At 44.5% G+C, this 13,655-nt stretch carries 13 protein-coding genes and 1 riboswitch; of the genes, 3 read left to right on the top strand and 10 right to left on the bottom strand.

What is annotated here, in order from left to right:
- Positions 1 to 3: 3 nt before the first annotated feature.
- The 4 genes from J7E35_RS01650 to J7E35_RS01635 all read right to left on the bottom strand — a co-directional run bounded on the left by J7E35_RS01650 (position 4) and on the right by J7E35_RS01635 (position 5,124).
- On the bottom strand, positions 4 to 2,127 hold the full coding sequence (locus J7E35_RS01650; RefSeq protein WP_214776479.1) for a glycoside hydrolase family 3 protein: 2,124 nt from the start codon (positions 2,125 to 2,127) through the stop codon (positions 4 to 6).
- A 52-nt stretch (positions 2,128 to 2,179) separates the two neighbouring features.
- The gene (locus J7E35_RS01645; RefSeq protein WP_214776478.1) at positions 2,180 to 3,874 is read right to left on the bottom strand and encodes a serine hydrolase domain-containing protein; all 1,695 of its coding nucleotides are present in this window, start codon (positions 3,872 to 3,874) and stop codon (positions 2,180 to 2,182) included.
- A gap of 231 nt (positions 3,875 to 4,105) precedes the next feature.
- A complete protein-coding gene (locus J7E35_RS01640; protein ID WP_214776477.1) occupies positions 4,106 to 4,501 on the bottom strand; it encodes an HIT family protein in 396 nt (131 codons plus the stop codon).
- Between the two features lie 170 nt (positions 4,502 to 4,671).
- Positions 4,672 to 5,124, bottom strand: a complete 453-nt coding sequence (locus tag J7E35_RS01635; protein ID WP_214776476.1) for a DinB family protein — start codon at positions 5,122 to 5,124, stop codon at positions 4,672 to 4,674.
- Positions 5,125 to 5,378: 254 nt separating this feature from the next.
- Here J7E35_RS01635 and J7E35_RS01630 point away from each other — a divergent pair, with 254 nt between their 5' ends.
- Positions 5,379 to 5,894, top strand: coding sequence for a DoxX family protein (locus J7E35_RS01630; protein ID WP_214776475.1), 516 nt, complete (start codon positions 5,379 to 5,381; stop codon positions 5,892 to 5,894).
- 45 nt (positions 5,895 to 5,939) lie between these two features.
- Here the strand turns inward: J7E35_RS01630 and J7E35_RS01625 are convergent, their stop codons facing one another.
- Both J7E35_RS01625 and J7E35_RS01620 read right to left on the bottom strand, forming a co-directional pair.
- Positions 5,940 to 6,272: a nucleoside triphosphate pyrophosphohydrolase gene (locus J7E35_RS01625; protein WP_214776474.1), complete on the bottom strand. Its 333-nt coding sequence runs from the start codon at positions 6,270 to 6,272 to the stop codon at positions 5,940 to 5,942.
- Positions 6,273 to 6,611: 339 nt separating this feature from the next.
- Entirely contained in the window at positions 6,612 to 6,836 is a 225-nt protein-coding gene (locus J7E35_RS01620; protein WP_192472149.1) for a hypothetical protein, read from the bottom strand.
- A gap of 263 nt (positions 6,837 to 7,099) precedes the next feature.
- Positions 7,100 to 7,184: riboswitch (cyclic di-GMP riboswitch) on the bottom strand.
- Positions 7,185 to 7,458: 274 nt separating this feature from the next.
- On the opposite strand from J7E35_RS01620, the gene J7E35_RS01615 reads away from it, so the two are divergent.
- The gene (locus J7E35_RS01615) at positions 7,459 to 7,803 is read left to right on the top strand and encodes a hypothetical protein (protein WP_214776473.1); all 345 of its coding nucleotides are present in this window, start codon (positions 7,459 to 7,461) and stop codon (positions 7,801 to 7,803) included.
- A 44-nt stretch (positions 7,804 to 7,847) separates the two neighbouring features.
- Here the strand turns inward: J7E35_RS01615 and nadE are convergent, their stop codons facing one another.
- Positions 7,848 to 8,675, bottom strand: a complete 828-nt coding sequence (gene nadE / locus J7E35_RS01610; protein ID WP_214776472.1) for an ammonia-dependent NAD(+) synthetase — start codon at positions 8,673 to 8,675, stop codon at positions 7,848 to 7,850.
- Between the two features lie 268 nt (positions 8,676 to 8,943).
- On the opposite strand from nadE, the gene J7E35_RS01605 reads away from it, so the two are divergent.
- Positions 8,944 to 9,999, top strand: coding sequence for a lactonase family protein (locus tag J7E35_RS01605; protein ID WP_214776471.1), 1,056 nt, complete (start codon positions 8,944 to 8,946; stop codon positions 9,997 to 9,999).
- Positions 10,000 to 10,058: 59 nt separating this feature from the next.
- On the opposite strand, the gene J7E35_RS01600 is transcribed toward J7E35_RS01605, so the two are convergent.
- From J7E35_RS01600 to J7E35_RS01590, 3 genes are all read right to left on the bottom strand, one after another.
- Complete coding sequence (locus J7E35_RS01600; protein WP_214776470.1) at positions 10,059 to 11,042, bottom strand: Gfo/Idh/MocA family protein; 984 nt, start codon at positions 11,040 to 11,042, stop codon at positions 10,059 to 10,061.
- 61 nt (positions 11,043 to 11,103) lie between these two features.
- Complete coding sequence (locus J7E35_RS01595) at positions 11,104 to 12,510, bottom strand: sensor histidine kinase (RefSeq protein WP_214776507.1); 1,407 nt, start codon at positions 12,508 to 12,510, stop codon at positions 11,104 to 11,106.
- Positions 12,500 to 13,198: a winged helix-turn-helix domain-containing protein gene (locus J7E35_RS01590; protein ID WP_214738919.1), complete on the bottom strand. Its 699-nt coding sequence runs from the start codon at positions 13,196 to 13,198 to the stop codon at positions 12,500 to 12,502. Before J7E35_RS01590 ends, J7E35_RS01595 begins: the two co-directional genes overlap by 11 nt.
- Positions 13,199 to 13,655 lie beyond the last annotated feature (457 nt).

The raw sequence follows: 13,655 nt of genomic DNA, 5'->3' as shown, positions 1-13,655 counted from the left end.
CTTTTAGTAGGTTAATCCGTGACCGAATTCATAAAGAACCCCGCCATTATAATCAGGAATCGTGATAGGCAGCTTTCCTGTTGGAGCGAATTCACCAAAGATCGCTCCGGCCGCTGCTTCAAAGCTTGCTGGACGGAAACCGTATTGGGTGAGGTACGCATCGATTTTCGGGTAAGCCATAATGTCATATGGATTTCGGATGCCGACACCGACAACAGGACCGTTTGCAACCTCTATGATCTGGTTGACCATTGCCATTTGTGCGCTCGATGGCATACGTCCTGACACATTGTAAGTGTAGGTGCCGACTATTACCGCGCTGGCATTTTTAATCAGTTCCAGCTGTTCCTGAGTCAGCTTGTAAGTTGAAGATGAGATGACAGTTGTATTTCCATGGCGCTGTTTAACCGCTTCACCCAGGCTGCTGATGAAAGTATTGCCCACAACGACGATTTCCCCACCGCTTTCCAGGTTCAGAGGCAATCCTGCATCATTTTTAACTAAAGTGATTGATTTCTCAGCCGCTTCTTTTTCAATTTGCTTATGCTCAGCAGATCCGACCACCTTCACTGCATTCGCAATCTTGTCTTCGATTGAAACAGGCGCTTCTTCCTTGATCACACCTCTTTTTACCTTCAAGGTTAAAATACGTCTAACGGATGCTTCCACTCGGTCTTCGGAAATTTCTCCAGCCTTCACAGCTTCCAGCAGTCCTGATGCGACTTCTTCAAGACCGACCGGCATTAAAATGATGTCCGTACCAGCCTTTACCGCACGGATAGCTGCATCAACAGGGCCGAAATGGTCAGCAATGGCTTTCATATTCATCGCGTCTGTTGTGATGACGCCTTGATAGCCCATTTCTTCACGCATTAGTTCTGTCAGGACCTTGTATGAAAGTGTTGCCGGAATGGCGATTTCTTCTCCTGTTTTCTGAGAAACTGCTTTTGTTGAATCTATTTTAGGGAAAGTCACATGTGCTGTCATGATCGCGTCAATCCCCGCTTCCATTCCTTTTTGAAAAGGATACAATTCAACTTCCTTTAATCGTTCTTTACCATGTGGAACTTCAGGCAATCCAAGGTGGGAATCGACCGCCGTGTCCCCATGGCCAGGGAAATGTTTCGCTGTAGCCGCGACACCAGCAGCCTGTAGCCCTTTTGTATAAGCTACACCCATGTCAGCAACAAGCTCTGGATCTTCACCAAATGAACGGACGCCGATTACCGGATTGTCCGGATTGTTATTAACGTCCATAACCGGTGCAAAGTTCATGTTGATTCCCAAAGATGCGAGTTCCTCGCCGATGGCGCTGCCCACGTTATAAGCGATTTCTGGTGAGCGTGTTGCGCCTAATGCCATGTTGCCTGGCATATCCGTCCCAGATTGAAGCCTGGTGACAATTCCGCCTTCCTGGTCAATTGTCAGCAGCAGGCCGAATTTTTCGGCCGCCTCCTGGTAATCGGATACTAAGCGTGCCGTCTGTTCTGTTGTAACCACATTCTCACGGAAGAGGATAACTCCGCCCAAATGGTATTTCTTTACGAGCTGCTCAATTTCCGGCAGCATTTCGGTTACATTTTCACCTTTCCAAGTCCTGAAATCAGGCATAAGCATTTGCCCTGTTTTTTCCTCCAGGGTCATTTTGCTGATTGCATTGCCAATCAAGTCATATCGCTGACTTTCCTGCTTAATGACAACACCTTCCGATTCAGGCTTTCCTTTTTCCCCTTCAGCCTTGGAGGATGGATTCACTTTATAATCGAGTGCGATACGGTCCTTGAAAGTACCGTCTGTCACTGTAATGAATGTCCGTCCATTCTGCCCTGTGAACTCCACATTTCCATCCTTGTCAACTGTTGCCACATTTTTATTGGCCGACTCCCATACAAGGTTTTCAGATGCCAGCATAAAATGTCCTTCGGAATACACATGGAGTGCTTTCAATTGTATGGTTCCGTCTTTAACTGCTGTTTCGGCTTCTGGAACATTTTCGTAAATCACCAGATCCTCCGCTGTGTTCTTTTCCTCGGCACCAGCCTTCTTCATAGAAAGGCCAGGCAGCATTTGTGAAAATGCCAGCATGAACACTAGAGAATAAAGCATTAGCTTACTGAGTTTCCTCATCTAATCTCCTCCGTTTTGCATATTTTATCCAATTTATTAAGAATTACTAAAGTTAGTAATTTCTTTGCTCCCAGCCTTCTCCTGAAAATTCAGGTTCAACCTTTTTTCCATCGGAGGTTACTAGACTGATATTGTCGACATACCAGCCTCGGCCATTCGTATAACTGTCCGTTTCGTATTGGAAACGGATGTGCTTAGTCGCTGCAGGTATTTCAACCTCCTCTGCATCCCAATCCACGCTGCTTCCTGTAAAACTAGCCACTCGTTCCCAGTTTTCACCGTCCCCCGAGATTTCCAGATAAACATGATCAGCATCCGCTTCAATCCGATGCCAGGTGTCGAATGATAGTTTAGCAGGATTTTCGAGTTTTACTTCTGCTGTCATCGTGCGTTGGAGTTTGTCTCCATATCCTGAAAACCAGGCAGATCCATCTGGAATATTTACCGGGATGGAATCGGCAACCTGTCTTGCAAGCTGTCTTCGCGCTACATTCGTAGAAACCGTGCTTCGGCTTGGATGGACCCTGTTGGTCAACAGGATTGCGAGTGTGCCATTATTCCTGTTTACGACAATCGAAGTCCCTGTATAACCGGTATGGCCAAGTGATGTCCCCTCAGATAACGCATCCATGAACCATCCCTGGGCAAGCTCCCAGCCTAATCCGTGGTCATCACCAGAGAACTGAGGGATTTGGTTTTCAACAATCATATCCACTGTTTTTTGCTTAAGGATCTGAACGCTTCCATATTTGCCATCATTCAAATACATATGAGCAAGCTTTGCCAGGTCCTCGGCTGTTGAGAACACTCCAGCATGTCCTGCGACACCATCCAGTGACCACGCATTTTCGTCATGTACTTCACCCCAGACAACTCCGCGGTTCGTCCATGGCTGATATTCTGTCGCAGCGATCCGCTTTTTCAGTGATAACGGAGGATTGTACATTGTATCCGCCATTCCAAGAGGCTCTGTTATAAATTCTTTGACAAACTCATCCTGACGCTGGCCTGAAAGCCTTTCAATCAACATACCGAGCGTGATCATGTTGAGATCGCTGTATGTATAAGTACTGCCCGGCTCATTTTTCAATGGATGTTCCAATACAATATTCATTCTGTCTTCACGGCTGCCTCCTTTTGTATAAAGGGGAACCCATGCCGTGAAACCGGATGTGTGGGTAAGGAGCTGCCTTATGGTGACGTCTTCTTTTCCATTAGCGGCGAATTCAGGAATATGCTTTGAAACTTTATCATCCAGCTTGAACCTTCCCTGGTCATAAAGAATCATAGCTGCTGTAGTGGTGAAAATTTTACTGATAGAGGCAAGGTCAAATATCGTATCTTCTTCCATCATGATCGGATTCCTGGATTCAGTGAATTGGTCATCTTCATATCTGTAAGCAAATCCATACGCCTCATGCTTCACAACATGGCCGCGCCGGGCGACGAAAGCGACAGCACCTGGCATTACACGGTCGGCTATCATTTTTTCCATATGCCCGTCAATCTCATCCAGCGGCTGCTGGACCATGCCCGCTCCCCGAACCGATCCTTTATGAAGTACAGGCGATAAAGGACCTGGCTTATCCCACGAAAACACAGGATGGACTTCCTGGAAGCCTGCTTTTCCCTCCCGCTTTTCAATCGATGGGCCCGGCACTTGATTCCCGTCCGCGAATGAGACTGGAATCATCACCCCTGTACCGAGAACTGCTGACAGTGCAATAGTTAGTGTTTTGTTCTTCATGTTTCCTCCTTTTCCGAGCGATTGCTCCATTTAATCTATTAAACTTTGAAAAGGCTTTCATGCTGTAACCTTAGACTATCTAAATAACAGTATAGATGTCTATACCACTATAGACCCAACCCTCCTCTAAAATAGAAAAATCCCGGGACTGCTCTCCCGGGATTTTGGAATCATTTTTGTAAAAATATTCTAATATCTTCACGGAAATTTTCCCAACCTAAACTTCGTGGTTCAATTCCTCTTATTCTCCTTTTGTTTAATCCAATACCTGATCCCCTTGCCTGCGAGAGGTTCATCCTTGAATCGCGGAATCACATGCAAATGGGCATGGAAAATCGATTGCCCTCCAGCGTGTCCCGTATTCCACCCTACACTGTAACCGTCTGGAGCATACTTTTCGTCAAGAATCTTCTTCGTCTCAAGCAGTAACTCCCTGGAATCCTTCCATTCCTGATCTGATAACTCAAAAACATTTTGCTTATGGAGCTTCGGGATGATCAGCCCGCTTCCCTGCAGGACTTGCTGCTCAGACTCCTTCTGGATAAAATAACAGGTTTCACTTTCCAGTACAATTTCCTGCTCTTCATCTGCGTGCACATTACAATATGGGCAATTCTCCTGGTACATTTTCTAGTGCCTCCATTCCTGCCAACCCTTACTTTTTCTCATTTTTTATTGTGCCTGTTCCTCCATTGATTGTTGTGTTATAGACACCATCCGCTTCCCTTATTTACTATTACGTATTAAGGGTTTTCAGGTTAATAAAACAGAGCCCATTTATAGCTTTTGCTACTCTATCACTTTACTAATTTTCTCATCACGTGAATTTGCCCAAGATGATAGGCTTCATGAAATAGTGACATGTTCGCAAGCTCTCCGAAAGTCTCCATCCCAAGGAAAGGCTTTTTGAGCTTTTCATCCAGCATTGAAGGCGGTATTTCCTTGATCCTTCCCAGCTGCGCTTTCAATTGGTCCCGCAAAACTTCAACGGAAGGAACATCTCCAGTCCAGTCGGATGGACGGGTACCATTTCCGAATAACTCTATATAGTTTACAGGGAGATGACTTGATTTTTTCGGGAATCCCATCATGAATTGTTCTGTAACTGTCAGCACATGCCCGATGTGCCAGTGAATGTTATTATTGAAGCCCTCTGGCTGGACACTTGCCTGTTCCGTAGTGATGCCCTCAGTTGTTTTCAAAAAAGAACCTCTTGTTAATTCAAACTGCTTGAATAAAAGCTCGCTCATCCTTACCTTCCCCTTTCCAGCTTGTACTTCTCACTATATTTATTCTATATATTTCCATCATATGCGACAAGAAAAAGGAAAATAAAAAAATACCTGTGTAGGTATTATGTTGCATTAAAGGAATTTATTTGACAAAATTTGTTCAAAACATTATGGCTGATATGTGTCTTCACACTTTTTTCACAGATTTCCATAAATTGCTTTGATATCTTATAAGTGTAATAATTATTAATTTTTGAAGGGAAGCGATTTAGATGTTCGCTAAATGGTTAAGAGAAAACAATATTGCTGCTGGCCTGTTGACTGTGATTCGTGTTTGGCTGGGTTACAATTGGATGACTGCTGGATGGGGAAAATTAACTGGTGAAGGATTCGACGCAACTGGATATTTAAAAAATGCAGTTGCCAATCCAGTAAAAGGTCCAGACGGAAACGCAGTATATGGTTGGTATGTAAACTTCCTTGAAAGTTTTGCACTCCCGAATATCGAACTTTTCAACTTTATTGTCCCGCTGGGAGAATTCCTGGTTGGTCTTGGCTTGATTCTAGGAACACTGACAACTGCAGCCATGTTCTTCGGCCTTGTGATGAACTTCAGCTTCTTCCTTGCCGGAACAGTGTCTCACAACCCAACAGACATCTTCTTCGGCTTCATCATCCTGTTCGCTGGCTACAACGCTGGTAAATACGGCTTGGACCGCTGGGTGGTTCCTTTCATCCGCAAAACTGTTTTCAAACAAACACCAGAAGCTGCACATAAATCTGCTTAACGATATAGCAAAAGCCCTCCGCCGATAAGGCAGAGGGCTTTTTTATCAGGATTCTTCCTCAATTGTTTTAAGCATGATTTTTTTCCTGAAGCCGCCGCTGCGATTCTTCTTCAGCTGGCGCATAAACTCTACTTCCGATTCAGTGATTCCCCTGTGCTCGGCAATCGCATAGACCACCTCAAGCAAATCAACCATTTCACTCAGCAGCCTGTCTGTTCCAGCATTACGGAATTTCTCAACTTCCTCATTGAACTTCTCCATAAGTTTTTCACTATATTGACTGGCTTCCAAAATTTCAAATTCTACTTTCTTTCCCTTTTCCTTCATCAAATCAGGAAACAGGTCTCTTACGAGTTTGTTATATTCCTTTTTCTCCATGTCGATTCCCCTTTTGCTGTCCTATTGATAAACATATCCTTTAAACGAGATGTTCAAACACTTTTTTGAAATAATGCTCTTGTCCATAGTGGTTGTTGATTTCCGTTCCAGCCTCATCAAAAATACTCAAAAGGACATTCTTCTTTTACAAAGCAGAATACATACCAACCAGGTATTATCCCTCTGCCTAGTTAAATAGAGCAATAGAAAAAGCCTGTGGATCGGTCCACAGGCTTTTCGTATGAAATAAGAAAGATATAACTTGAGAATTGTCCAGCTGCACCGCCTAGCCCCTCAAGACGCTTGTCGGGGCTGACCAAGGCGCTTCCGCTTTTCTTGTCAAACTACATAATCTTCAGTTAACTTACTGCAGGCATTCGATAGATTCTGCAAGCATTCCATCCTTAGCTTTTCGTCGCAGATAAAGTCATTAAGCAGCTCTTCTTCAAGCTTCAATTGAATTTGATTGATTTCTTCCCGGAACCTCTCTCTTTTTTCAACTTCAGATAAATGAAACTCTATCTCCCGTTCAAAGTACTCTACCGTCCCAAATAAAACCGTCAACGTTTCCTCCACCTTTCATAAAAAAATTGAACATTGGCTAAAACCAAATCTGCCAAAAGGATCATTTTATTTTGTCCTGTCAAGTATCTTAGGTATTATTTATCCTATATCGCAATATACAAACGTGAAATTCGTTTCTTTTTGCAATATGGTGCAGAAAGAGACATTCCAAATAAAAAATCCCCCAAAAGGACGGCGGATTTTAATGTGGCAAACAGTCTTTAAAACCATCCACCTGTACCTGGTGTTCTCATCCGTTCTTTTTTGGCAGCCCGACGATCATAGCAGTGATGCCTTAGACTCGTGGCTTTGCGTCCTCACCTTTCGATGAGTTTGCCTTTTTCAGTTCTAATTAAAATATAAAACTATAGTACCGTTATTTCAACAATTTTCGCCATTTTCTTACAAGGATGAGTCTTTTTTCCTAGAACCATTTATAGAGAAATCTTTTATGAGATAGTTTAATACCTGCAGATTGATAGAAACAGCTTTTGGGAAGCACTGTACAAATTCGGACTAGGATTGTTTTAACAATGTAATATCCCAGCAATCTCTATGTAAAATTCGCTTGCTAGAATAAAGGGAAGAAGCTTTATTACAGGCGAATGGCAGGAGGATCCTTATGGAACAGCATGTTAAGAAGTCGCTAGATGAATGGAAAACAGAAATTGAAGAGATTCTTCAAGAGATTGATTCGGAGTATGAAGAAGTTAAAAACGAGTTAAAAGTGTATACATATAAATTCAACATCACAAAGCAAGTCGTCCAGTCGACAGTGAATCCAGACTTGAACAGGAAAATCCGTGAACTGTATCATCAGCCATTTGAGGAGAAATTCAATGATTTGAAGGAATATATCAAGGAATTGGAAGAGAAAAAGCGAGTCTTCCAAATGTTCACCGATAAAATCGACAAAGTGACGGAAAAAGAAGATACGCCGCATTTCGCAGTGGCGCAAACTGAATAAATGAAAAGCCTGGCTGATTGATCGAAGATCTCAGCCAGGCTTTTTTATGCATATCTCTTCCACCAAGAATCAAACATGGATGCAGGCATATGCCGTTTATGCTCGGAAGCAAGGTATCTGCCTTCAATTTTGCCAGCGTCCGCTTCGTCAATCTGCTTTCCTTCCAGATAGTCATCGATTGCTTCATAGCTGACTCCAAGCTCGGTTTCATCGGACTGAAGCGGCTTGTTGTCAAGAAGGTCGGCAGTAGGCTCTTTCAGGTACAGTCTCGGTTCTGCGTTCAATGCCTTCAGCAGTTCCCTGCCCTGACGCTTGTTCAGTCCGGATAGAGGCAGCAAATCGGCACCGCCGTCCCCGTATTTTGTAAAGAATCCGGTCACAGCCTCGGCAGCATGGTCTGTCCCGATCACCAGCAAGCCTTCCTGTCCTGCGATGGCATACTGTGTGATCATTCTCATCCTTGCCTTTGCGTTTCCTTTATTAAAATCCGTCATATTATCGCCAATCGCTTCCTCGAACTGTGTATTGAACGTATCGACAGCAGGCTGGATATTGAAGGTGATCGTCTGGTCAGCCTTGATGAAGTCCAATGCTTTCTGTGCATCTTCCTCGTCTTTTTGCACAGCATATGGAAGTCTGACTGCTACGAATTTGGCCTCCTTGCCTTCTGACCGCAATTCCTCCGCTGCCATCTGCGCCAGCCTTCCAGCGAGGGTGGAATCCTGGCCGCCGCTGATTCCAAGCAAGAACCCTTTTGCCCTTGAGACAAGTAAATATTCCTTTAAAAAATCGATTCTCTTCCTGATTTCCTGCTGGGGATCGATTTGCGGCTTCACATTCAATGCGTCAATTATCTGTTTTTGCAAGCTCATAATAAACCTCCTAAACACTTTAAACTGATATCAGGCTCTTTCGTCTATTGAGAAAACTTTGCTAGAATCTCATTATAAAAGAGCATATCCCTTAAAAAGCTTAAAGTCCAGATTTTGGTCAGGTTATCTAACATTCATTTTACAAACTGAAGATCTCCTGTACTATTTTACCCATTCACCTGTTGTTCGTAACATTTTGTCACCCAGGATTTTTTTGCTAGACTATATCTTAGACAATTAATGCTTAATCAAATTGGAGGCATTCATAATGGCAACCCATGAAAAGTTCAAAGGCTATTTCGGTACATATACAAAAGAAGACAGCGAGGGCATCTACTCTTTCACCCTTGATCCAGTGAATGGAAAAATCCTCGACGTGGAACCAGCGGCAGCCCTGGAAAATCCTACATACCTGACAATCAGTGACGACAACCGCTTTCTCTATGCTGTCGCAAAGGAAGGTGGTACAGGAGGAGTGGCAGGTTTCCGCATTCTCGATTCCGGAAAGCTATCATTCATCAATTCCGAGCTTGCACAAGGAGCGTCACCATGCCATGTGAGCGTGAACGAGGAAAATAACCTGCTTTTATCCGCCAATTACCATAAAGGGTCTGCTGATTCCTATCTGCTGAACCCTGAAACAGGCAATATTGAGTCGGTCTTATCAAGCGCGGTCCATGATGGCTCAGGACCGGATGAGCGCCAGGAAAAAGCACACACCCATTATGCGGGATTTACACCGGACGGAAACCATTCAGCAGTAATCGACCTTGGCATCGACCAATTGATTACCTATACTCTGGATAACGGCCAGCTGATCGAGAAGAGTGTGCTCCATATTGCACCAGGCAGCGGTCCAAGGCATCTTGTTTTCCATCCAAACAATACCATCGCCTATTTGATGACAGAATTCAGCTCTGAAGTACTTGTTTTAAAATACAATTCACAGGAAGGCAGCTTTGAACAGCTGCAGGCCATCTCCACCCTGCCTGCAGATTTTACCGACAACAACCAAGGAAGCGCCATCCATATTTCATCTGATGGGAAGTACGTCTACGCTGCCAACCGCGGCCATGACAGTATCGCGATTTTTAAGGTGGACCCAGAAAGCTTCCAGCTTGATTTTGTCGAGCTTACGTCTACGGAGGGGAATTGGCCAAGGGATTTTGTGCTAGACCCCAGTGAGAAATTCCTGATTGCCGCCAACCAGAATTCCAGCAATGTCGCGCTGTATTCCCGTGATACAGATACAGGCAGATTGACATTGCTGCAGTCAGATGTGAAGGTGCCGGATCCAGTATGCGTGAAATTTTTGAATTATTGATCCTCGGGCATTCTGAAAAATGCTAAAAGGCAGGTGCACAAAAGGCACCTGCCCTTTTTCTATTTGTCGCTCGGGAATCTGACACCCATTTGCGACCTTGCCTCATCAAGAATCCTCATCGTGATCCTCGAGTTTTCAAGCGAGTTGTTCCTTGATTCCAGTTTCCCTTGCTGAATCAAGTTAATGAATTCCTCCGCTTCATAAAACATATTATCATCCAGTTGTTCTCTCGAAATATCTTCATATCTCCCATCACGATAGAGAATTTCCACTTTTTCCGGCGTACTGATTTTATCAATCTTGATGTTCCCATTCTCGCCGTGTATCTCAGAAGGAAGAGATGAATCAGTGATTTTCGAAAACATGATGACCGCATCCATTTCCTCATATTTCATAATCAGGCTGCCTTCCCCATCCACACCTGATTCAAGCAAATAGCCGGTTGCCTGAATAGACTTTGGCTCTCCAAACAGGACAACGAAAGGATAGAGGCAATAGATGCCGATGTCCATCAGTGAACCTGCCGAAAATTTCGGGTTGAAGGCGTTCAATACGGTACCTTCTTTATACTTGTCATAGCGGGACGAATACTGGCAATAGCTGGCGAAGTACCTTCTGATCGTGCCGATTTTATCCAGATTCTCCTGGACGGCCTTGAAGTTCGGCATCAGGGTCGATTTTAGCGCCTCCATCAAAACAACCTGATGATCCTTTGCCGTCCTGATCATATCGTCCAGCTCGCCGCTGTTAGACGCAATTGCTTTTTCGCAGAGAACATGCTTGCCATTTTCCATGAGAGTCTTCGCCTGGCTGGCATGCAGAGAATTGGGACTTGCAATATAGACGGCATCAATTAAATTGCTTTTTGCCATCTCTTCCAGGTCTGTAAAAATAGTATCCACTCCGAATTTGCCGGCAAACTCCGCGGCACGGTCCTCAGTACGCGAATAAACGGCATTAAGCTGAAAATCCTGATGGTGGCTTGCCCCCTTGATAAATGCTTCTGTAATCCAATTTGTACCTACTACTCCGAAACGCACCATGTTGTTTCACCCTTTCAAATAGGAAAAGCCGGGGACCATGCCCGCAGCTTCTTTTTTCATCTTATCGAAAAGGGAGTTCGATCACAAACTTTGTCCCTTTTCCATGCTCGCTTTCCACTGAAATTTTTCCATCATGCATCTGTACCAGCTGTTTGACTATTGACAACCCGAGGCCGAACTCTCCAAACGGGTTGCTCGTTCTCGAGATATCGGCTTTGTAAAAGCGATGCCAGATTTTTTCGATTTCAGCCGGTTCGATGCCAATGCCTGTGTCCTCGATCTCAATCACCGTCTTCGCCCCAGCCATCCTGCCGCGAAGCAAGATGGTTCCATTTTCAGTGAACTGGATGCTGTTTTTCGTAATATTGATCAAAATCTGGACAAGACGGTCATAATCAGCATGGACCATGGCTGATTCTTCCGTTTGGATCTCAATTGAGTTATTTCGTTCCTCCGCCTGCAGCCCTAGTTGGTCCTGGATGATTTCGAATACCTCAATCAGTTCAATATCTTCTTTTAAAAGCAGTACTTGATTCGAGCGGATTTTATCATAATCCAGGTTCTCATTAACCAGCCTGATCAGCCGCTTCGTTTCCTGGCTGACCAGGTTGATGCCCCGCTCTTTCTCCGCCTCGGGAATCATATTATTCCTGAGCCCCTCAATAATTCCGCTAATGGTCGTAAGCGGCGTCCTCAATTCATGGGAAACATCTGACATGAACTGGCGGCGCCGGTTTTCCAGGCTTTCGATTTCTGATTTCGAATCGTTCAGTTTGCTTACCATGCTGTTAAAATCATTCGCCAATTCACCGATTTCATCGAAGTCAGAGGATGGAACTTTTACGGTATAATCCCCTGCAGACACCAGCGATGTGGCTTCCTGCAGCTTTTTGATCCTGTTCACATGGATGCGTGACAGCACCCAGCTCAGCAGGAACGAAACAGCAAGCGCAATCAGCACGGTATAAAATAAATATTTATTGATTTCTGTAATCATTTCCCGTGTCCCGCTGATTGGCGAGGTCAGGAGAATGCCGCCGATGAAATTTCCACGATCCACATATGGCAAAACAACCAGGGTCACAGCACGGTCATACCGTTCTAGATCAAAATTTTTCACAATCGGATTTCCGTTTGTGAGCTGGCTCCACTCTTCTTCCGATAACTCGATCGCCGGCCCTCTCCATCTGATTGGATTCAGCAGCTGGATATTCTCATCAAATACACTGAACTGGATATCCCGGCCAAAAAGAACCCGGGCATACTGATTGATCACCTGATCAGGACGTTCACTGCCTCGATCAAGATCTCGGAGGATATTTTCCCCGTAGGAAATCAGCTCCTCCGTTTTATTTTTATAAACCAACGTTTCCACATACTGTGTGAATACGAGGCTCAGGATGAGGAAGGCAACGATGATAATGCTGATATGGCTCAGAAATTGCTGGTATATATATTTAACCTTCATGCCCATCAACCAGTTCATCGAATTTATAGCCTACGCCCCAAACCGTATGGAAGAATGGCTGTTCAGCACTGCCAATCTTCTTCCTTAGTCTCTTGATATGGACATCCACCGTACGTTCATCACCGTAAAATTGGTATCCCCAGACACGCTCAAGAAGCTGCTCCCTCGTGAATACCTGGCGCGGATGCTGGGCGAACAATAGAAGCAGGTCGAATTCTTTTGGCGTCAAATTTGTCACTGGGCTGCCGTCCAGGCTTACTTCACGAGTTTCTTTGTTGATTTTCAGACGGCTCGTCCCAACCTCGCTGTGCTCACCGGGTTTCTGTTTTTGATATCGCCGGGCCACAGCCTTGATCCTCGCCATCAAAGCCAGCGGACTGAACGGCTTCGTCACATAATCATCCGCTCCCATCTCTAGTCCAAGAACCTGATCAGATTCACTGTCCTTGGCCGTCAGCATGATGATCGGCACATCACTGCCATCCTGCCTGATCTTCCTGCAAAGTGTTACACCATCCATACCCGGAAGCATCCAGTCGACAATCAGCAAATCCCACTCTGCGCTTTTGTAAGCCTCATAGCCCTGGAGGCCATCATTCACAAACCTGCCTTCTATGCCCTCTTTTAAAAAGAACATCTCAATCATCGCACAGACACTTTCATTATCCTCAATCACTAATATTTTCACGGCAATCCCCTCTGTTCCGACATCTGTTATATATAAATTATAGCGCAATGGCGAGAGAATCAACTGTTTCACCTGCTGTTACAGATTATTTAACATGTTGGTCATAGTTTGTTCATGATTATAGGGGGGTTAGTTAAATTCAGGCGGCAATACACTCTATTGGGTTGAAAGGATTGCTTAATGGGGTTACCTTTCCGCTTGAATGGTACCCTTATAGAGGGTGTTTTGCTTGCATAAGGGTATCTTTCCGCTTGAATGGTACCCTTATAGAGGGTGTTTTGCTTGCATAAGGGTATCTTTCCGATTGAATGGTACCCTTATAGAGGGAGAACTGCTTGCATAAGGTCATCTTTCCGCTTGAATCGTACCCTTATAAATGCAGAACTGCTTGCATAAGGTCATCTTTCCGCTTGAATCGTACCCTTATAAATGCAGAACTGCTTGCATAAGGGTATCT

It is taken from the genome of Bacillus sp. ISL-45 (assembly GCF_018613195.1).
Classification (GTDB): domain Bacteria; phylum Bacillota; class Bacilli; order Bacillales; family Cytobacillaceae; genus Mesobacillus.
Note: the sequence above shows the minus strand (reverse complement) of the source record. Positions and strands in the feature narration are given on the sequence as shown.